The 19,283-nt window shown below is 61.7% G+C and carries 16 protein-coding genes and 1 pseudogene; 13 read left to right on the top strand and 4 right to left on the bottom strand.

Annotated features, from left to right (window positions below; translation table 11 throughout):
* Positions 1-236: 236 nt before the first annotated feature.
* Together ACTZWU_RS14130 and ACTZWU_RS14125 are read right to left on the bottom strand one after the other, a co-directional pair.
* Positions 237-857 carry a hypothetical protein gene (locus tag ACTZWU_RS14130; RefSeq protein WP_444737999.1) on the bottom strand — a complete coding sequence of 207 codons (621 nt, stop codon included), beginning with the start codon at positions 855-857 and terminating at the stop codon, positions 237-239.
* Positions 858-1,252: 395 nt separating this feature from the next.
* Complete coding sequence (locus ACTZWU_RS14125; RefSeq protein ID WP_444737998.1) at positions 1,253-2,317, bottom strand: hypothetical protein; 1,065 nt, start codon at positions 2,315-2,317, stop codon at positions 1,253-1,255.
* A 370-nt stretch (positions 2,318-2,687) separates the two neighbouring features.
* On the opposite strand from ACTZWU_RS14125, the gene ACTZWU_RS14120 reads away from it, so the two are divergent.
* A complete protein-coding gene (locus tag ACTZWU_RS14120) occupies positions 2,688-3,944 on the top strand; it encodes a tyrosine-type recombinase/integrase (protein WP_444737997.1) in 1,257 nt (418 codons plus the stop codon).
* 17 nt (positions 3,945-3,961) lie between these two features.
* Here ACTZWU_RS14120 and ACTZWU_RS14115 read toward each other — a convergent pair whose 3' ends face one another.
* A complete protein-coding gene (locus ACTZWU_RS14115) occupies positions 3,962-4,558 on the bottom strand; it encodes a hypothetical protein (RefSeq protein ID WP_444737996.1) in 597 nt (198 codons plus the stop codon).
* A gap of 274 nt (positions 4,559-4,832) precedes the next feature.
* Between ACTZWU_RS14115 and ACTZWU_RS14110 the strand changes: the two genes are divergently transcribed.
* The 8 genes and pseudogenes from ACTZWU_RS14110 to ACTZWU_RS14075 all read left to right on the top strand — a co-directional run bounded on the left by ACTZWU_RS14110 (position 4,833) and on the right by ACTZWU_RS14075 (position 9,830).
* On the top strand, positions 4,833-5,831 hold the full coding sequence (locus ACTZWU_RS14110; RefSeq protein WP_444737995.1) for a helix-turn-helix transcriptional regulator: 999 nt from the start codon (positions 4,833-4,835) through the stop codon (positions 5,829-5,831).
* Between the two features lie 301 nt (positions 5,832-6,132).
* A complete protein-coding gene (locus tag ACTZWU_RS14105) occupies positions 6,133-6,381 on the top strand; it encodes a helix-turn-helix transcriptional regulator (protein WP_043133696.1) in 249 nt (82 codons plus the stop codon).
* Positions 6,381-6,644, top strand: coding sequence for a hypothetical protein (locus tag ACTZWU_RS14100; protein WP_444737994.1), 264 nt, complete (start codon positions 6,381-6,383; stop codon positions 6,642-6,644). Before ACTZWU_RS14105 ends, ACTZWU_RS14100 begins: the two co-directional genes overlap by 1 nt.
* Entirely contained in the window at positions 6,641-7,036 is a 396-nt protein-coding gene (locus tag ACTZWU_RS14095; RefSeq protein WP_444737993.1) for a VRR-NUC domain-containing protein, read from the top strand. The genes ACTZWU_RS14100 and ACTZWU_RS14095 overlap by 4 nt, the downstream gene beginning before the upstream one ends.
* Positions 7,033-8,046 carry a helix-turn-helix domain-containing protein gene (locus ACTZWU_RS14090; RefSeq protein WP_444737992.1) on the top strand — a complete coding sequence of 338 codons (1,014 nt, stop codon included), beginning with the start codon at positions 7,033-7,035 and terminating at the stop codon, positions 8,044-8,046. Before ACTZWU_RS14095 ends, ACTZWU_RS14090 begins: the two co-directional genes overlap by 4 nt.
* A gap of 5 nt (positions 8,047-8,051) precedes the next feature.
* Positions 8,052-8,513 (top strand): annotated as a pseudogene (locus ACTZWU_RS14085) (DNA cytosine methyltransferase); the annotation flags it as partial.
* Between the two features lie 49 nt (positions 8,514-8,562).
* The gene (locus ACTZWU_RS14080; RefSeq protein ID WP_444737991.1) at positions 8,563-9,135 is read left to right on the top strand and encodes a DNA methyltransferase; all 573 of its coding nucleotides are present in this window, start codon (positions 8,563-8,565) and stop codon (positions 9,133-9,135) included.
* Positions 9,132-9,830, top strand: a complete 699-nt coding sequence (locus ACTZWU_RS14075; RefSeq protein WP_444737990.1) for a hypothetical protein — start codon at positions 9,132-9,134, stop codon at positions 9,828-9,830. The genes ACTZWU_RS14080 and ACTZWU_RS14075 overlap by 4 nt, the downstream gene beginning before the upstream one ends.
* On the opposite strand, the gene ACTZWU_RS14070 is transcribed toward ACTZWU_RS14075, so the two are convergent.
* Entirely contained in the window at positions 9,817-11,874 is a 2,058-nt protein-coding gene (locus tag ACTZWU_RS14070; protein ID WP_444737989.1) for a DUF262 domain-containing protein, read from the bottom strand. The two genes, ACTZWU_RS14075 and ACTZWU_RS14070, sit on opposite strands and share 14 nt — an antisense overlap.
* 148 nt (positions 11,875-12,022) lie before the next feature.
* Between ACTZWU_RS14070 and ACTZWU_RS14065 the strand changes: the two genes are divergently transcribed.
* The 4 genes from ACTZWU_RS14065 to ACTZWU_RS14050 all read left to right on the top strand — a co-directional run bounded on the left by ACTZWU_RS14065 (position 12,023) and on the right by ACTZWU_RS14050 (position 19,191).
* Positions 12,023-12,469 (top strand): MbcA/ParS/Xre antitoxin family protein, encoded by a 447-nt coding sequence (locus ACTZWU_RS14065; RefSeq protein WP_444737988.1) that lies wholly within the window; start codon positions 12,023-12,025, stop codon positions 12,467-12,469.
* Positions 12,470-12,634: 165 nt separating this feature from the next.
* The gene (locus ACTZWU_RS14060) at positions 12,635-14,731 is read left to right on the top strand and encodes an N-6 DNA methylase (protein ID WP_444737987.1); all 2,097 of its coding nucleotides are present in this window, start codon (positions 12,635-12,637) and stop codon (positions 14,729-14,731) included.
* Complete coding sequence (locus tag ACTZWU_RS14055) at positions 14,728-15,933, top strand: restriction endonuclease subunit S (protein WP_444737986.1); 1,206 nt, start codon at positions 14,728-14,730, stop codon at positions 15,931-15,933. The genes ACTZWU_RS14060 and ACTZWU_RS14055 overlap by 4 nt, the downstream gene beginning before the upstream one ends.
* Positions 15,934-15,948: 15 nt before the next feature.
* A complete protein-coding gene (locus ACTZWU_RS14050) occupies positions 15,949-19,191 on the top strand; it encodes a type I restriction endonuclease subunit R (protein ID WP_444737985.1) in 3,243 nt (1,080 codons plus the stop codon).
* Positions 19,192-19,283 lie beyond the last annotated feature (92 nt).

The raw sequence follows: 19,283 nt of genomic DNA, 5'->3' as shown, positions 1-19,283 counted from the left end.
GGAGGCAAGAGGTATAGAAACCTCAATGAAATCAACGATTGAAGCCGTATACCCCACGTATTGCGCTTCACCTTCGCCCGCAAACAACCAGATTGGTCGGATATGATTGGCACTCGCAGGATTAGGCATACGTTCTGTGGTTGAGGTGGCGTTGAGGTGTCCAAGACATAGATCATCTTCGAAAGCCGAATTCCGATCATTAATCAACCGAGACTCAAATGAAAATTCCCGCTCATTTATTTCCCTGGATTGTGCCTTAGTGGCACAATCGTGTGGCGCACGTAAAAGCTACAGCCTGAATTCGGGCAGTTGTGCCTTGTCCGGAAGAAAAGAGATGGCTCGGCGATTTCAGAGGTGACTTCTACTTCTGGTCGGTCTGTGACCAGCCGGTCTCGCCACGTCCGCAATACGCCAATCGAGTCACCAGCGCGATGATAGATGATAAGCTCCCCCCTGTCGCGCCCCAGCATTGCAGTGCCATAGCGGGTTGAGAGCTGCAGGAAGCCATCATCGAGCCACTTATAATCCCTATGGATTTTTGCCTCACCCAACCACATAAAGCCGTCGCTTGCCTCAACAACAAGATCACAATGTCCGTTGATGTGCCTATCGTGCCGTGCGGAAATTCCAGCCATACAAAGCATGTTTGCAATCTGCATGCTTAGCTCGTCTTCACTTCGGTCTTCATTGAGGCCGCGCGTATCTACGAGGCTACTATAACAGTCATCAAGCGCCTCTTCCAAAACAGCAAGGCGCTCTTCGTGTGTACGCGCCACCTGCCAACGAATTACGCGCCCGCCCGGAGTGCCGGAAAAGAACTTCAGATAATCTGCAAGGGTTATATCTTGTGTATCCACTCTAGGCTGAATCCCTTAGTGAATAGAACACTCGAACCTGCGTAAAGGGCTCCCGAATCTCAACACCCGACACTGGGTGCGCCAACCGACCACTATCCAGTAAATCCTTGAACTCTTGCTCAGAAAGATGAAGCTGACCCTCCTCAGCGTCATCCAGATATCCATGCATTTCGAGTATGGCACCATCTCGAGAGCTCAAAATGCTGAGGGCTGGAAGTAGCCAATTACGATCAGCGTCGTTGAGTCGATCATAGAAAAATGGGATCCCGAGGTGACGGCCATCTCCGGGCTTTAGATCAGTCAATAGATCTGCTACCGCCAAGCATGCTGATAGCACACGCGGTTCCAGCCTCGAAGCGACAAGCTTCGCCCTGAACTCTTCTAAGTTCATCCTCTCATTTTGCCATACCTATGGTATCAAGTTTAGCCTTGATGCCGAGACGTTCGATCACGAATTCATAGTCAGCCGCTCTAATACAATTTTCAATTAGAGCCCCACTAATAATCGGGTTGCCGCCTGCACCATTTCCGCCTGGCCCCGATGCTGAAAGAGTGATCGATGGGCTGAATGTCACCCGATCCACAGTAAAGCCCCATTCCACAGTTATACGGTAGATGGCTATTGCCTCTACTGCCTCCTTTCCTGCAACGTGGTACGCTTCTGTTCTTTGATCAGCGTCCTTACGTCGCCTCGGAAGTTTCTCGTCTTTGATACCACCGGTCGTTGTCTGGAACGTCATCTGTGTGACTGTTCCTTCGTTTGCATCCTCGTAGAACGGGCGAACCGCAGGAAACAAGTTGACGGGTTTGTCCAGCTTGAAATCACCCCAGGTCCCGACTCTGGACTTCAACACAGAGTGTAGACCATGCACATCCGCCTCCGGCAATCCTCTTGGACTGTCGACACGTACCTCCAAGAAGTCACGATGATGAGGCACCCACACCACATGAAAGAGCTGGACTGGTTCGCGAACAATTCCGACAATTTCATCGTATCGTTGCTTCATGTCGGAAGGATGTTCGAATTCCTGGAAGCTAATTTCTTCGCGTTTTCTGATCCAGTACACAGATGAGAGAATTAGCCCGACGCCATCATCATTCATCATGCTCCGGACTACCTGCATGTCGCCTGTTCCGGCTTGGAGCTCATCATCGGACACGAGGTAAGGATAGCTCTTGGTCGCAGGGCAGTCAGTGAGCTCATGAAGCTGAATTTTCGATTGCAGGTGCTCACGCGCGGACTTATCGATCGCATAAAGCTTCGTGAATTTTTGACCGCAGACGATGTGTTCAATTAGCGCGTCTTCGAGTTTTCCCGCGTCCAGCTCCTCGCCACCCTCCAAGATCTTCTTCAGGGTTGCGTCCCATCCATAGCTCGTTGGGTAACCATTGGCCTTAAGAACTTTTGCTGCACTGGTCCACGACATACGGTGGCGGAGACTTCTGAAGACTTCTTGCATCAAGGTAACGACTTTCCTCACTCACCAACGTCGTAGCGACTGTCTCGCTGGAGGCGCATTCTTTGACCCTTGTGTTGGCGCAAGCCCGGCCAAGTCACGAACCATTCCGCGCTGAGCCACCCACTGATTCGAGTCTAGCCACTGTATGCGCTTAGGTTGCACGCGGTCAAAAGGAGACGACCGTTCCTGAGACCCGTTATGGACATCGGCGGCGATAATCAAGCTTAAGCGCGGGCGGAACGTGAGACCCGGAACGCCTCTCCCCGCCCCACTTCCGGTCTCCGCCTCCTTTCCGGTCTTCCCACCATGCTTGCCTTGATCCGGGCGCGAATCCACGCCTCATGTTGGGACGAGCAAGACGGAGCGATGCATGGTCAAGAGGCTGAAACTGAATGAGAAAACCGTCCGCGATGCGGCGAACCTGGGGCGGGACTACCAGATCTTCGACACGGATGTGCGGGGGTTCTCGGTCACCATCTACCCTTCCGGAAACCGGGCCTTCACGCTGGACTACCGGGTCGCGGGGCGCCAGCGGCGCATGACCATCGGACGCTGGCCGGAATGGACCGCGACGGCCGCCCGGGAGCGGGCCAAGCAGCTGCGGCGCGAGATCGACGAGGGCGGCGATCCCCTCAGCCAGCGCCAGGCGGCGCGGGAGGCACCGCGGATCAGCGACCTGATCGAACGGTATCTGGCAGAACACACGCCCAATCTCGCGCCCCGCAGCGCGGCCGACCATCACACTATCGTGCACAAGCTGGTCGGCCCGGACTGGAACAAGAAGCTGGTGACAGAGATCACCAAGGCCGATGTCGAGAAGCTCCTGAACAAGATCGCCGCGGGCCGGGCCCGGCCGTCGAAGGCGAAGCCCAACAACCGGGCGCGCAAGTTGCAGGGGCCGAAGCCCACGCCTGTGCGCGCCAACCGGGTGGGCGAAGTGCTGCGCAAGATGTTCTCGCTCTCCATCGAATGGGGGATGCGCACCGACAATCCGGCCAGCGGTTTTCGCCGCCGGATCGAGACGGAGAGAGAACGGTTCCTGTCGCCCGAGGAGATCGCCCGTCTGGCCAAGGTGCTGGACGCGGCAGAGGACCAACGCGCGGCCGGGATCATTCGGCTTTGCATGTTGACCGGCGCCCGGGTGGGCGAGGTGCGGCAAGCGCGGTTCGAACAGTTCAATCTCGATCTGCTCAGCTGGTCAAAGCCCGCCAGCACGACCAAGCAGCGCAAGATACATCGCATCCCGATTTCCGACGATGTCGCCGCCATCATCCGCCAGCGTAGCCTACTGGTGCCACGGGGAAACCCGTGGCTGTTCCCCGGCGACACGCCCGGCCAGCCGGTCAAGGAAATCCGCCGGTTCTGGGTCGGGATCCAGAAGCAGGCCAACCTACCCGGTGTCCGGATCCACGACCTGCGTCACACCTTCGCGTCGCTCCTTGTCAGCGGCGGGGCCTCGCTCGAGATGATCGGAAAGCTGCTGGGCCATTCGCAGATGACGACGACCCAGCGGTATGCGCATCTGATGGACTCGCCCCTCCGCCACGGGGTGAATGTCGTCGCCAGCATCTTCCGGCCGCGGCCGCAGCTGGTCCATGACGCCGACCAGGAACAGAAGAGCGCCTGATCGCGCCGCGCGGCCGGTCAGTCCCGCTCGCGGAGCACCCGCCAGATCGGCGCGATCTTCTTCCGGGTGGTGCTCTCCTCGGGGATGTCCCCGTTGGGCGAGTTCTGGGCGAACCAGTCCTGCACCTCGTTGATCAGTTCGCCCTGCGTCGCGGGCAGGCCGCGTTCATTGATGCGGCGGAACAGCATCAGGTTCACCCCGTCCCAATCGTAGCGCGGCGCGGATCCCGGCGGTGACGCCGGGCGCCGCAGCAGATCGCGCTCGTCCTCGAACTTGTGGACCTCGTCGGCCAGGAGCAGCAGGTCGGTGATCTTCACCAGCACCCCATCGGTCGGGTCGGTGATGAACTGCCACTCGGTGGTTCCTGGAAGCCGGATCCGGTAGACTCGGCATTCCTCATCGCTCGGCCCATGACGACGAAACATCCGCATCATGTCGGCCGCGCTCACCTGCACGATTCCCGCCACGGGCTGCCTGCCGCAAATGACCGAGGCGATGCTGGTGACCAGCGAGAGAAGGCCGGTCGCGGACCACCCGGCGACATCGGCAGCATTGCAACCCCAGCGAGCAGAAATCTCGGTCAGGGAATAGAACGGGCGGGGCGGCAGGTTCATCGCGGCGGTCTCCTTTCTGCAATCGAAAAAACCCAGGTCAGAAAGGCATGCGGCAGGGATGCTGTTTGCAAACAGAGACTTGTCGGCGCGTGTTTGGATGTCGGCACCATTTCCCCGCCCCTCCCACAGGCGTGCGTTATTGTTCGGGCTGATTGCCCGTCATTGGCCGTCGGGGATCATGGGAATCGCCTTGATCTGACAGGTTCAGGCTACTCGCCTTTCGCGCGAATTTGCACTATCTCACCCTGACAGGTTCGGTCAGGGATCAAGAAGTGTGAACAAGCGTCTGGGCAAGGCCATCGACATCATGCGGCTGGCAGAAGTGGCGGCCGCGCAGGCGGACGGCATCAGCCTGGTGCAGATCACCGAGACCTTCGGCGTGAACCTTCGCACCGCGCAGCGCATGTCCAAGGCTCTGGAGGCGGCCTTCCCCATGGTCGAGACCCGCATCGACAAGGACCGGCGCAAGTGGTGGAAGCTGAACGAGCAGAAACTGCTCCACGGGCAGGGCATTCGGGACAGTGAATTGTCGGCGCTAGAGATGGGTATCCGCCGGGCCGAGCGGGACGGCGCTGTGACCGATGTTGCGGCGCTGACCTCGCTGCGTGATCGGCTGCTGGCCACGATGCCATCCTCCCTCGCCCGCCGCGCAGAAGCAGATGCGGAAGCCGTGCTGGAGGCCCATGGCCATGCTTGCCGCCCTGGCCCTCGGGCGAAATACGACCCTCTGATCCTCGGAGCCATAGAAACGGCGCTCAAGGGCGCGTTCACGATGCAGATCGATTATGCCGGGGCACAGGATGCCAGCCCGCGGACGCGGCAGATCGAACCCTATGGCGTCCTGTTCGGCATGCGCGGATACCTGATCGCCCGCGAGATCGGGAACGGAACGACCTATCGCCATTTCCGACTGGACCGGATCCTCAAGGCCCAGCTGCGGCCATCGTCCTTCAAGCGCGATCCGGATTTCGACCTGCGCGCCCATGCCGCCCGCGCCTTCGGGTCGTTCCATTCCGAAGCCGAGCTCGCCCCGGTCGAATGGCGGTTCTCGCCTTCCGCGGCGCCCATAGCGCGGGATTTCCTGTTTCATCCCGACCAGGAGGTCCAGACCGAGGAGGACGGCAGCCTGACCGTTCGTTTCACGGCCGGAGGGTGGCTCGAAATGGCATGGCACCTTTACCAGTGGGGCGACAATGTCGAAGTGATCTCGCCGCCCGAACTGCGCGCCATGGTCGAGGCGCACCGTCGCCCCGATTTCCCGGCCCTGCCCTGACCCGGAACGACTGCGTCCCGGTTCCAGCCCGCCTTCGCAGCCACGCGTCGATGAATGCGGATCGACGCGGCGATCCGAACTGATCCGCAGAATCAACGCGCCCACAAACACCGGAAATGGCGGAATGGCGCTGGACACATCTGCAATTCCAGATTCCGGTCAGGCCAGCAATCCTCAATGAAACTTGGGCCGGAATGGCCCTTGGCCTGTCCGTTCCGGTCTCCGCCTAGGTTCCGGTCCCACCGCTCTGCTTGCCTCGCCCCGTCTCCGGCATCGACCGGGATCTGGATGGGAGTACGAGATGCAGACCACGACCGCTGCCCCCGAGGGCCAGCCCCTGAACCTCCTCGCGGACTGGATCAGCCGCGACCAGCTTGCGGGTGAGCTAGGCGTCGCCAGCGACACCCTCGCCCGATGGGAAGCCCGCCACGAAGGCCCGCCCTGCACCCGGATCGGGCGCAAGGTGTTCTATCGGCGCACCTCGGTCGAGGCGTGGATCCGCGCGCAGGAACAGGTCCGCCCTGCGCCGAAGACCCGGGGGCGGCGCTGATGGCTGCCCCGCATCGCCCCGCCCGGCGCCCTGCGGTCGATCCCGCCTGGCGTGCGCAGCGACTGGCCGAGGCGCGCACCGTCGTCGCCAATGTCGCGCGCCATTCCGACCACCTCGTCCGCCTCGCCTGCCAGGTCCTGACCACCCATGGCCAGTCTGAACGCGAACGCCGCGATGCGCGGGCCTTGCTCTTCGCGATTGAGGCCCGATGCCCGGCCCGCCATCGCCGCGCGCAGACCCTCGACCCCGAGGTCCGCCGATGAAGCGCCGTGGCACCCCCGAAGCCGATCTGCAGCGCGCCGTGGTGCAGGCGCTGCGCATCGCCCTGCCCCGCTCGGCCATCATCCACCATTGCGCCAACGAGGTGACCGAGGCCAGGCCCCGCGGGGCCAAGCGCCAGGCGATCCTCGTCGGCATGGGCGTCCATGCCGGGTTCGCCGACCTTATGGTCCTCTGCGACGGCCGCGTCCTGTTTCTCGAACTGAAGGCGCCGAAGGCCCGATTGCGGCCGGAGCAGGAGGCGTTTCGCGATGCCGTCCAGGCCCAAGGGTTCGGCTGGGCGCTGGTGCGCAACCTCGACGATGCGCTGGGCGCGCTGGCCGATCACGGCTTCACCACGCGCATCGCCCCTGCCCCGCGGAGGCCCGCGCTATGAGCCACGAGGCCACCAACTGGGCCATCAAGCAGCGCGGGCTGAAGCCCACGACCAAGATCGTGCTCTGGCATCTCTGCGACCGGTTTAACCCGGACTACGGCTGCTTCCCCTCGCAGGACCGGCTGGCGCATGATTGCGAGATCAGCCGGTCGACGCTGAACGATCACCTTGGCCAGCTCGAGGCTGTGGGCCTGTTGCGGCGCGTGCAGCGGCTCGACCCCGTGACCAAGCGCCAGCTGCCCACCCGCTACATCCTGGGGTTCGAGCCCGGGTTCACATCTGTCGCTGTGGTGCCGCGTCCGGAAATCGGACACGGAGACGGCGACGGCGCAGAAATCGCCGACAAGGCAGAGGGTTCGGCAGTGCATGCCGCAGCCGATGCCCTGCCGTGTCCGGATTTCGGACACGGGGATGAGGGGGAAGCCGTGTCCGAATTTCCGGGGAACCCGTGTCCGGAAAATGCCGAAAGCCGTGTCCGAAATCCGGACACTAACCCTGTAAGGGAACCTCTAAGTAAACCAGTAAAGGAGGAGGAGGGCGCGCAGGCGCGCGTGGCGATTTCCGATGAGTTTTTCGGGGACCTGCTGGCAGCGCTGGGCCTCGATCCCGCCGCCCTGCCCGGCTGGTGGCAAGGCTGGCCACCCCGGCTGCACGTTCAGCGCTGGCGCGACGAGCTGGGGCTGACCGAGGCGGAGATCATCGCTGCGGCCGAGGCCAGCCGTGAGGAGCACCCCGAACCGCCTGATGGGCCGAAGGCGCTGGACCGGGCGATGCAACGCGCCGCCCAGCGCAAGGTCGAGGATGCCGGGCGCAAGCGCCGGAGGGCGAAGGCGACTCCTGCCTCTGCCCCGGCCGCCAAGCCGATCACGGACCTGCCCGCCTTCTACGCCGATCTGGTCAACTCCGACCGCTACCTGCCGGTCAGCGCGATCAGCAACACCATGCGCGATGCCATGCTGGCGAGGGGACTGGTCACGGCCGAACGCCTGCGCGAACGCGGGGTGCGGTGAATGGCATGGTGTCACGTCCCCGGCACGGATTGTCCCTCTGCGCAGGTGGCGGAGGCCTTGATCTGGGCCTCATGCTGGCCGAGCCCGGCTATCACACCCGCGCCTTCGTCGAATGGGAGGACTGGCCAAGGGCGGTCCTCATCGCAGCCCAGCGCGCAGGGTATTTCGCCCCGGCCCCGATCTGGACCGACCTGCGCAGCTTCGACGCACGCCCCTTCCGCGGCGCCTTCGATGCCGTCCTCGCAGGCTATCCCTGTCAGCCCTTCAGCGCGGCCGGAAAGCGCGGTGGCGCCGACGATCCCCGCCACCTTTGGCCCGACGTCGCACGTGTCATCCGTGAATGCCAACCCGAATGGGTCTTCCTCGAAAACGTCGCCGGTCACGTCACCCTCGGCCTCGAGACCGTCCTGCGAGAGCTTTGGGGATTGGGCTACACGCCTGCGGCGGGCCTGTTCTCGGCGGCAGAGGTCGGCGCGCCGCATGAGCGGCTGCGCATCTTCATCCTGGCCCACACCGATGAGCCTGCACCCCGGCACTGCCAGCTACAACCCGGCCGGGAACAGCGACTTCACCCGCAAGGCAGAGGCCTTGGCGATGGGCATCGCGAAAGCCCTGCCGAACCACTGGCCGACCCCGGCCGCGCAGAACTGGAAGGGCAGTTCGGAAGCGAGCATCACCCGCGCCGACGGCAAATCCCGGATGGACCTGCTGCACTACCGGGCGGAGCAGGGCTTCACCCGCCCGGCCCCGACGATCTCGCCGGATGGGCCACGGTCCTCGCCGCACGCCCCGATCTCGCGCCCGCTCTGGGCTTCGATGATTGCCTCGCATGGGCGCGCCGTCTCGCGGCGGATCCTGAAGGGGCGGTCGCGGCGGCGGCTGAACCCGCTCTTCGTAGGGTGGCTGATGGGCTGGCCCATCGGGCACGCGCTCTGCGCTTGCTCGGCAACGGAGTTCACCCTTTGGCAGCGGCAAATGCGTGGCGCGCTCTCGCAGCTGCCCACAGCCTCGGGCCCGTGGATCTGGCGGCCAACGGATGCCGCCCGAGGCCCGGCCCAGATGGATTTCCTTGAAGGATTGCAGCCATGAGTTTCCACGGCCGCGTCAGCGGTACCAGGATCAAGCGCGCGCTGGGCGTTCAGGCCGCACTGGAATGGGCATTCCGCGTCGAACAAGCGCAGCTGGAACTTCCGTTGCCCCCGGACGTCACCGAGGAAGGCTTCGGCTTCGGCCTGGAATACGTACTGCTGCAAAGGGCAGTGCTGGGCTGCAAAATCGACGGCGGGCAACACAAGATCGGCGGCTACACCCACGAAGACGCCGAGGTCATCGCCGCCACCGTCGCCGGGATCCCCGACAGCCTCGGCGGCAAGCGCATGGCGATCCGCGTCGCCGAACTGGCCCGCGCCGGGCTGACCCCGGACTGGATGCCCGGGGCCGTCCCGCGCTGTGTGCCGATCATCGTCAAGCAGAACCGGCACGGGACACATGCGGGGGCCATCGTCGTGGGCACCGAGCGCATTCGCGTCCGTGGCCCGGGCGCGCGCGCCACATGGAAGACCGTCGAGGTCCTAGCATGCCCGGTCACCTTCTCCCCCCATCCGCAGCAGATCGAGGCCGCCCGCCGCGGCTATGACGACTGGTGGCAGGCGCTGGGCTGGGTGCGCGAGGGGCTAGTCGCGGGCGGCATGCTGCGGGAGCTCGAGGTTACGGCGGCCATGCCAAGGACGCGGCCTTGGCTGAATCCGCACCCCAAACCGGCGTTCCTCCCTATGCAAACTTGATGAAAAGTTCCTCTTCCATCCCCAACTCGGACAGAGCCAACTTCAGTCTCTCAAACTTGTTGGTGGAGTCGATATTGCCCTCGACGAAATATCCTTCCGCCACCCGAACGGCTTGCCGTAGCGTGTCAGGCTCAGACGTCAGCTGTATGCGTTCACCAAGCTTGGTGCCTTGAAACGCCTCGGGCTGAAGCACCAGAAGCTGTTCAAGGACCTCGACATACAGCTTGGCAACTTGCGTCACATTCAAGCGGGCACCGAGGAAGACCGCATACTCCAGGCGCTTGAAACGGGGCTCCTCCGCATCGAAGATGTTGATCTCGTCTCCGTTCGTCTCGGCGACGACTTCGATGGCCGGCGCAGGCCAGACCTCCAGAAAACGCTTTGCGATACGATCCGCCCGCTCTTCGACCTGCTTGACGCCCCATCCGTCGAGGGCCTGAAGGTCGCGGTTGAGCCAAAGGCGACTGAACCGGTAGCCCTGTTCGCCACCGTCTTCGTTCATGTCCCGCTTGTCGACAAAGAGCTTGTTCCCCAACCGGCCGTTGTTCCCGGACAGCGTGAGGTTTCCAATCGTGTTGAGATACTTTTCGCTGAGCACGGCGTACTCGTCAGCGGCCAGGGCACTTCGCCACGAGGGCTCCGGGTTCTGCGGGAAGATATGCTCCACGGTGATGCCAGGAACCGTGACGTCCACCAGTTCCCTGTTGTTGTGGTTTTCCAGGCGGTCGAAGAAATATGTCCTCGTCCGGCTTTTCGTGCTGTAGATGTCCTTTTCCCGCAACATCGCGATGACCTCGGCATCCCGCGGGAAACGCTGGCTGCCGCCGCGCTGCATCAAGGAACGCTCAATCGAAACCAGATACTCTGCGGGGTCCACCCGGTCGTACAAACTCATGAAAATCTTGTTCAAGGCGTTTGTCGGAAGGCTGAGGATGAACCGGCGCCAAACGTAGCTCTGCACCAGCCGCAAGACGGCCGCGAAGACGTCGCGGGAGATGATCCCGGCGGTGAAATCCCGATAGACCGGCATCAGAAACGGGAAGGCCACGTTGACCTCCAGCGTCCGGATGTAGCCCAGCTCGCGTCGGATCTCGGGGTCGCCTTCAAGGTCAGGGTTCAGCAGGCGCGCGTAGACATGGGAGAATTCGCGCAACTCTTCGAGGGCATCCATGAGGTCGGCCGAGTTCGGCACTGGGTAGCGTTCCTTGAATTTGGCATAGACCGCCCCCTTGTTCGGAATATCCTTCTGCTTCAGCGTCAGAAAATCACGGATGAAATCCGACACTCGGCTTTCGTTAACATCCCGATTCCGAGCGTTCGCCTCGATAGGCTCCCAGAACTTCCGGAAAACCTGCTCCTGCTCCTTTCGGGGCAATCCCATCAGAATGTAATTTCTGATCAGATCAGCCTGCGACAGCTCAAGGCCCGTCGAATTAAGACTTTCGAAGATCCGCTGCGGATTATCCTTCTGTCGATCAAGTGCGATGTCGACGAAGATCAGCTTCGACACGCCGCGCAGAACGCCATCGAAATTGGCATCCGTTATGCGCGCCTGGAAGAAGCGGAAGTTTTCGATGAGCCGGGAATAGCCGCTCGCCTTGACCGCTTCCTTCGGATCCATGATCTGCGCCAGTGCCACCTTATTATTGTCAGTGGGCTTCAGCTTCAGCTTCTCGGCGTCTTCGGCGAACTCGTTGATCAAATAGGTCTTGTAGATGCGCTGGGCTTGCTGGTCCTTCCCCGTCGCCATAGCGTGTCGGTAGAGCGCTATGAAGATCAACGTCAACGTGGTTAGGCGTTGCTGCCCGTCGATGATCGTCAGTTCGCGAAGCCCCGAAGCCGTGTAGACGTCGTCGTGGACGTAGACGATGCTGCCGATGAAGTGCCCAGACTGGCTCTCGTCCGCGCCGATAGCGAGGATATCGTTGAACAACTGCTGGCACTGCACCCGGGTCCAGTCGTAGTTCCGCTGGTAGACGGGGATGGCAAAAGCTGTCTCGCTGCTGGCCAAGAATCGGTCGACGCGGGTTTCGGCAGCTTTCATGCACTGGCTCCAGATTGCTCATGTTTTCTGGACCCTACGTGATTGATGGCATCGAGTCACCAGCCCGGCCGCCTGTTGGATCACGGCAAAGGCCGTCGTCAGCAATACGGCCGTCGTCTCGAGGAAATCGAGGCTTGCCAAATGACACATGTCGACCATGCTGACGGCAGAAGAGGGTAGCGTCATGCACCGCGCATCGGTTCCATCAGTTTCGAGGCAACCCGAATTCCCCGCCGTCACGGACGAGGAAGCCGCTGCCCTTGCGCGCACCATCGTCAACCTGTTCCGCGCCTGGGACCTGACGGATGGTGAGGCGCGCGTACTGCTGGGCGACATGGACGAGCGCACATGGGGGTGCTGGAAGACCGGCGACACCGGGCTGATCGACCGCAACCTTTGTGCCAGGTTGGCAATCCTGATGGGCATCCACAAGGCGCTGCGCACGCTGTTTACTGAGCCTGACCGTGGTTACAAATGGATCCGCCAGCCCAGCGCTGCCCTTGGGGCGCAAAGCGCGTTGGACATCATGATGCGCGGCAAGATCTCCGATCTCCTCAGCCTGCGTGCCTATCTGGATGCGGAACTCGGCGTCTAGTGGATGTGTCGGACCTCTGCGGGACGCTACCAGGCAAGCGAGGGACCGCCGCTAAATCCACTCAAACACTTGAATCAACGCATGAATGAAGCTGCTTAGGCTGGCGCCGTGGCGCAGTCACAGGTTATAGCTTGGACATACCGGAAGAATTGAAGGGGGCGCTCCTTGGAGCAGATCAGCAACATCGAAAAACGCCTCTGGGGTTCGGCCGACACCCTCCGCGCCAACTCGAACTTCGCCAGCAACGAATACTTCATGCCCGTCATGGGGCTGATCTTCCTGCGCCACGCCTATTCCCGGTTCCTGAAGGTGCGGGACGAGATCATCCCGACGCTGCCCAGCCGGGGCGGTGTCGTGCGTGACCTGACCAAGGAAGACTTCTCCCGCCGCGGCTCCATCTACCTTCGCCCCGAAGCCCAGTTCGACATGCTGGTCAGCTTGCCTGAGGGGCAGAGCGCCGCGACCGCCCTGATCGCCGCGATGGAGAGCATCGAGGGCGACTACGAGACGCTGAAGGGCCTGCTGCCCAAGCAGGAATACGCGGAACTGGACGACGAGGTCCTACGCCAGGTCCTGCGCATCTTCAATGACCCGGCGCTGCAACGGGCCGATGGCGACGTCTTCGGCCGCATCTACGAATACTTCCTGACCCAGTTCGCCGACCAGAAGGCCCATGACAACGGCGAGTTCTTCACCCCGGTCAGCCTGGTCGAAACCATCGTCAACGTGATCGAACCCACGCGCGGTAAGGTCATCGACCCGGCCTGCGGGTCGGGCGGCATGTTCGTGCAGTCCGCGCATTTCGTGGAAATGCAGAAGGCCAACCCGAACGAGCGGCTGACCTTCTACGGGATGGAAAAGAACCCCACCACCATTCGCCTCGCCAAGATGAACCTCGCGGTCCACGGGCTGGAGGGCGATATCCAAAAGGCCATCAGCTATTACGAAGACCCGCACAAGGATCACGGGCCCTTCGACTATGTCATGGCCAACCCACCTTTCAACGTCGACGAGATCGACGCCGAAAAAATGAAGGATGACAAGCGCCTGTCCTTCGGCCTGCCCGGCGTCAACAAGGGCGGCAAGGTGTCGAACGGCAACTACATCTGGATGTCGTTCTTTCATTCCTACCTGTCGCCGCGCGGGCGGGCGGGGATCGTCATGTCCTCGCAGGCTTCCTCCGCAGGCGGGAAAGAGGCGGATGTCCGCCAGGCGCTGGTGAGAACCGGCGATGTGGACATCATGGTCGCGATCCGGGGCAACTTCTTCTACACCCGCACTGTGCCGTGCGAGCTGTGGTTCTTCGACAAGGCCAAGCCCGACCACCTGCGCGACAAGGTGCTGATGCTGGACGCGCGGCTTGTGTTCCGCAAGGTCACGCGCAAGGTCTATGACTTCTCGCCCGAGCAGATGCGCAACCTGACGGCAATCACCTGGCTCTATCGCGGGCAGACCGACCGCTTCACCGCCCTTGTGCAGGACTATCTGGAAACGGCGCGGGTCGAAGCCGAGGGGGCGGATTTTGCCGAATTGCTGGCGGCGGTTGACGCCTGCGCGGCCTTCTTCGCCCAGCATCTGGATGATGCCGCCGTGACAGAGGCCGCCCAGCGCCTGCGCGTGGATTGCGACGCCTTCGCGACGTCGGCGGCAGAGCTGATCGCGGCGCCTGCCGAGATCGGCGCGCTGAATGCACGGCTGTCGGTGATGCAGCCGGTGGGCGACAGGGCCAAGGCGCTGATCAAGGAAATCGACGCCGCATCGAAGCTTTTGCAGAAGGCGCAAGAGGCGCTGATGGCCAAAGGCGACCGGCAGATCGAGGCGCAGACCAGCGAGGCGGCCGCCAAGCGCGTGACGGCCGAGGTGCGCAAGATCACGGCCGAGGGGAAGAAGCTGCTGGCGGCGGTGGCAGAGGCGCGGGTGGCGCTGACGGGTGATCCTGCGGTGCAACTGGTGGTGACAGGCAGCCTGAAGCGGTTTCGGTATTTCGAGGGCCAGGCGCACTGGCTGCTGTCGCGCTTCCCCGATGGGGTGCTGCGGGATGTGCAGGGGCTAGTCAAGCTGGTGGATCACGCCGAACTGGCCGCGAATGACTACAGCCTGACGCCGGGCCGCTATGTCGGCGTAGCGCCCGAGGTCGAGGATGACGAGTTCGACTTTGAAGAGGCGCTGCGCGAGATCCATCTGGAACTGGACGGGCTTAACACCGAAGCCTCGGAACTGGCCGAGGTGATCGCGAGCAACTTTGAAGAGCTCCTCGGATGATCGCAATCAAGCACTTTGTCGAAGGCTTTTTTGACGGTCCACATGCCACGCCCAAAGAGGCTGACGATGGCCCGATTTTCTTAGGAATCAAGAACATCACCGACGATGGCCGATTGGACCTTTCCGAAATCAAGCACATTTCGGAGGATGAATTCCCTCGTTGGACGCGGCGTGTCGTGCCTCAGAAGGACGATATCGTTTTCACCTACGAAGCCACCCTGCACAGGTATGCAATTATTCCCGATGGCTTTCGAGGTTGCCTCGGTCGCAGAATGGCATTGATACGGCCCGACACGACAAAAGTTGCTCCGAAGTTTCTTCACTATTACTGCCTGTCTACTGCGTGGCGCAATCAAGCAGAAGGCAGCAAGATCAGTGGCGCAACCGTAGACCGCATCCCGCTCACAAAGGTGCCTGATTTCCAGGTCCAGTTTCCTGACCTCCCCACCCAGCATCGCATTGCGGGGATCCTCTCGGCCTATGACGACCTGATCGAGAACAACCGGCGGCGGATCGGGTTGCTGGAGCAGGCGGCGCGGCTGCTTTACCGCGAATGGTTCGTCCACCTCCGCTTTCCCGGCCATGAGACGGCAGAGATCGTCAATGGCCTGCCGGACGGATGGGAACGCATGCCCGCATCCGAAGCGATGCACATCAACCCACGGACGACTTGGAAGGCCTCGGAATCGAAGCTGATCACAATGGTGCCGATGGGAGCCCTCTCGACCTCCGGGATGAACTGCGACCCTTCCCTGTTTGAACGGCGCGAACAACCAGCGGGTGTCAAGTTCATGAACGGTGACACGCTGTTCGCTCGGATTACGCCGTGTCTTGAGAACGGGAAGACAGGCTATGTGAATTTCCTGCAAGATGGCGAGGTCGCCTGCGGTTCGACGGAGTTTGTCGTTTTCAGGGAACGTCGCATCAGCCGATTCATGGCATATCTACTCGCGAGAGAAGAAGGTTTCCGAAAGAACGCAATTACAAGCATGGTCGGTTCATCCGGTCGTCAGCGCGTTCAACCAAGTTGCTTCGACAAATATCTTCTCCCTGTCCCGCCAAAGCCAGTTATCGAAGATTTTGATCGGGTGGTTGAGCCGATGTTTCGAGAGATCGAACACATCGACAAGGCTATTGGCAAACTCACCCGCGCCCGCGACCTCCTCCTCCCGCGTCTGATGGATGGACGCATTCCCGTGTAAGTGTAGTCTTTGCCCATGAACGATTTCACCGAAGATCAGCTTGTCCAGAAAACCATGGCCGACTACCTCGCCACCCAGCACGGCTGGCGCGTGGTCATGGCCTGGAACAAGGAGGTGTTCGGGGCAGAGGGCACGTTGGGCCGCAAGTCCGACAAGGACGTGGTACTGACGCGGTATCTGTCCGAGGCGCTGTTGCGGCTGAACCCCGGCCTGCCCGACATGGCCTATGAGGCGGCGCTGCGCGAGATCACCGACATTTTCGGCTCCCAATCCCTGCTGCATATCAATCAGGACAAATACGCCCTGATCCGCGACGGCGTGCGGGTGAAGTTCCGGGCGAGCGGCGAACAGCGCAGCGAACGGCTGCGGGTGTTTGATTTCGATGCGCCGGAAAACAACGACTTCCTCGCCGTGCGCGAGCTGTGGGTGCGCGGCTATGCCCACCGGCGCCGGGCCGACATCGTGGGCTTCGTCAACGGCCTGCCCCTGATGTTCTGCGAGCTGAAGCGCCCCGACCGCGACTTGAAGCGCGCCTATGCCGAGAACCTGTCGGACTACAAGGACACGGTCCCGCACCTCTTCCACTTCAACGCCTTTGTCATTCTGGGCAATGGCGAGCTGGCCAAGATGGGGTCGATCAGCGCGGATTACGACCATTTCTCGGACTGGCTGAAGCTGGATGAACGGGACCGCCGCGACGAGATGCTGCCGATGGAGGCTCTGCTGCGCGTCGTTTTCGACAAGCGGCGGTTCATGGACCTGTTCGAAAACTTCATCCTGTTCGCCGACACCGCGAACGGCCCGGTGAAGATCCTCGCCAAGAACCACCAGTTCCTTGGCGTGAACCGCGCGGTCGAGGCGGTGGCGAACCGCCGCGCGCTGGACGGCAAGCTGGGCGTGTTCTGGCACACCCAAGGCTCGGGCAAGTCGTTCTCGATGGCGCTGTTCACCCAGAAAGTGCATCGGCGGCTTGGGGGCGATTACACCTTCCTAGTGCTGACCGACCGGACGGATCTGGACAACCAGATCTACAAGACCTTCGCCAGTGTGGGCCTTGCCAACAATGACAAGGACCCCTGCCGCGCCGGATCGGCGCAGGAGCTGCGCGACCTGCTGGGTCAGCAGAAGAAAGTGATCTTCGGGATGATCCAGAAGTTCACCGATGATCAGGCGAAGGCGGGCATCTATTCCGACCGTGACAACATCATCGTGGTGACGGACGAGGCGCACCGGTCGCAATATGGCACGCTGGCGCTGAACATGCGCAAGGCGCTGCCGAACGCCGCATTCATCGGGTTCACCGGCACGCCGCTGTTTTCCAATGACCAGATCACCAAGCAGGTCTTCGGGGCCTACCTTTCCACCTACGACTTTCAGGACGCGATCGAGGACGGGGCGACGCTTCCGCTCTACTACGACGCGCGCGGCGACAAGCTGCGTCTGTCAGGGGACGGGCTGAACGAAAAGCTGGCAGCCGCCATCGCCGATGCCGAGATCGACGATCCGGACGTGGCGGCGAAGCTGTCGGACGACCTGAAGCGGGAGTATCATGTCGTCACGGCCGAACCGCGCCTGCGCCACATCGCGAAGGACTTCGCCTGGCACTTTTCGTCGAATTGGGAAAGCGGCAAGGCGATGTTCGTCGCCATCGACAAGGTCACGGCCGTCCGGATGCATGGTTTCATCTCGGAGGCGTGGGCAGCCCGGATCGCTGAGCTGGAGAAGGAGCTTGTTCACGTCTCCGACGACCAGGAACGCGTGATCCGCACCCAACAGATCGAATGGATGCGGAAGACCGAGATGGCTGTCGTGGTCAGCGACGAGCAGGGCGAGGTTCAGAAGTTCAAGAACTGGGGCCTCGACATCATCCCGCACCGCAAGCGGATGAAGGATGGGTTCACGGTAAAGGAAGTGGTCGGCGGGAGGGAGGTCGAGAAGCGGCTCGACGTGGAAACCGCGTTCAAGCGCGATGATCACCCGTTCCGGATCGTGATCGTCTGCGCGATGTGGCTGACCGGCTTCGACGTGCCGTCACTGTCGACGCTGTATCTCGACAAGCCCCTGCAGGCGCACACGCTGATGCAGGCCATCGCCCGCGCCAACCGGGTGAAGGAAGGCAAGAACAACGGCCTGATCGTCGACTATTGCGGGATCCTAAAGAACCTGCGCAAGGCGCTGGCCACGTTCGCGGGCCACACTGGTGGCAATGGTCCGATGGGTGGTGGCGAGGACGAACCGACGGTCGATCCGTTGAACCCCGAAGAGGCGCTGCTTGCCGAACTTTCCGAAGCCATCCAGATCGTGCGCGAAGGCTTGCGGACGGATGGGTTTGGCCTGGAACGGCTGCACGCGCAGGACGGCTTTCAGAAGCTAAAGGCCCTGAAGGACGCCAAAGAGCTGATCAACGTCAACGACGAGACGCGGAAGCGATTTGAAATCGCGGCGCGGGCGGTATTTCGCAAGTACAAGTCCTGTCTGACCTTCACCAAGGTCGAGACCTTCAAGGCCGACTACCAAGCAATCAACTACATCTACAGTTCGCTCCAAGAGGATAAGATGGCCGCTGATACGTCAGCGATCATCCAGAAGCTGAACGCAATTGTGGCCGAGGCCATCGATATCCGCCCCGACGGTGACGGGGAGCGGGTCTTCGACATCTCGAAGGTCAATTTCGAGCTGCTGCGACGAGAGTTTGCAAAGAGCGAGCGCCAAGCCAGCGACGTGCAGGATCTCCGGACAGTGCTACAGGAAAGACTGGCGAAGATGCTGGCAGCCAATCCGACCTTGACCGATTTCCAGGACCGCTTCGACAAGATCGTGGCGGAATATAACAAGGAGAAGGACAAGAACACGATCGAGGCCACCTTCGAAGCGCTGATGCGGATCGCCGCCGACCTTGAAGAGGAGGCGCAAAGTCATGTCGCGCTGGGCCTGACACAGGAGCAAAAGCCTGTCTTTGACCTGCTGATGCGGGATGATCTGTCGAAAGAAGAAATCCGGCAGATCAAGTCCGTTTCGGTCGAAATTCTGCAGGCGATCCAGCGCCGAATGGAGGAGGTACAGGATCTCTTCGAAAAGCAAAGTACCCGTGATGGGCTTCGCCAAGAGATCTACGATCTGCTTTACGATGACCGGACGGGCCTTCCAGCTTCGAAGTATGACGACGACGCGCTGTCACAAAAGACAGACGCCATCTTCCAGTACTTCATGCACCGATTTGACTACGGCACTGCCGCTGGCGCGCACGCCGGTCACTGACGACCGCCCCCTCCTCTGGTTCCTCCCCGGCCCAGAACGTATGCGGGGGGGCGCAGCGCGGCGGTTCGCTAGCGTGAGGCGTTTTCACCGGG

This window comes from Paracoccus sp. NSM, assembly GCF_052379855.1.
Taxonomy (GTDB): Bacteria; Pseudomonadota; Alphaproteobacteria; order Rhodobacterales; family Rhodobacteraceae; genus Paracoccus.
This window is presented reverse-complemented; position numbering and strand designations above follow the sequence as displayed.

Bases quoted from the DNA above. Each gene is read 5' to 3' on its own strand.
- ACTZWU_RS14115 (WP_444737996.1), bottom strand. From the start codon at position 4,558: ATGAACCTGCCGCCCCGCCCGTTCTATTCCCTGACCGAGATTTCTGCT.
- ACTZWU_RS14095 (WP_444737993.1), top strand. From the start codon at position 6,641: ATGAAGCGCCGTGGCACCCCCGAAGCCGATCTGCAGCGCGCCGTGGTG.
- ACTZWU_RS14065 (WP_444737988.1), top strand. From the start codon at position 12,023: ATGTCGACCATGCTGACGGCAGAAGAGGGTAGCGTCATGCACCGCGCA.
- ACTZWU_RS14120 (WP_444737997.1), top strand. From the start codon at position 2,688: ATGGTCAAGAGGCTGAAACTGAATGAGAAAACCGTCCGCGATGCGGCG.
- ACTZWU_RS14070 (WP_444737989.1), bottom strand. From the start codon at position 11,874: ATGAAAGCTGCCGAAACCCGCGTCGACCGATTCTTGGCCAGCAGCGAG.
- ACTZWU_RS14100 (WP_444737994.1), top strand. From the start codon at position 6,381: ATGGCTGCCCCGCATCGCCCCGCCCGGCGCCCTGCGGTCGATCCCGCC.
- ACTZWU_RS14090 (WP_444737992.1), top strand. From the start codon at position 7,033: ATGAGCCACGAGGCCACCAACTGGGCCATCAAGCAGCGCGGGCTGAAG.
- ACTZWU_RS14105 (WP_043133696.1), top strand. From the start codon at position 6,133: ATGCAGACCACGACCGCTGCCCCCGAGGGCCAGCCCCTGAACCTCCTC.
- ACTZWU_RS14080 (WP_444737991.1), top strand. From the start codon at position 8,563: ATGAGCCTGCACCCCGGCACTGCCAGCTACAACCCGGCCGGGAACAGC.
- ACTZWU_RS14125 (WP_444737998.1), bottom strand. From the start codon at position 2,317: ATGCAAGAAGTCTTCAGAAGTCTCCGCCACCGTATGTCGTGGACCAGT.
- ACTZWU_RS14055 (WP_444737986.1), top strand. From the start codon at position 14,728: ATGATCGCAATCAAGCACTTTGTCGAAGGCTTTTTTGACGGTCCACAT.
- ACTZWU_RS14075 (WP_444737990.1), top strand. From the start codon at position 9,132: ATGAGTTTCCACGGCCGCGTCAGCGGTACCAGGATCAAGCGCGCGCTG.
- ACTZWU_RS14050 (WP_444737985.1), top strand. From the start codon at position 15,949: ATGAACGATTTCACCGAAGATCAGCTTGTCCAGAAAACCATGGCCGAC.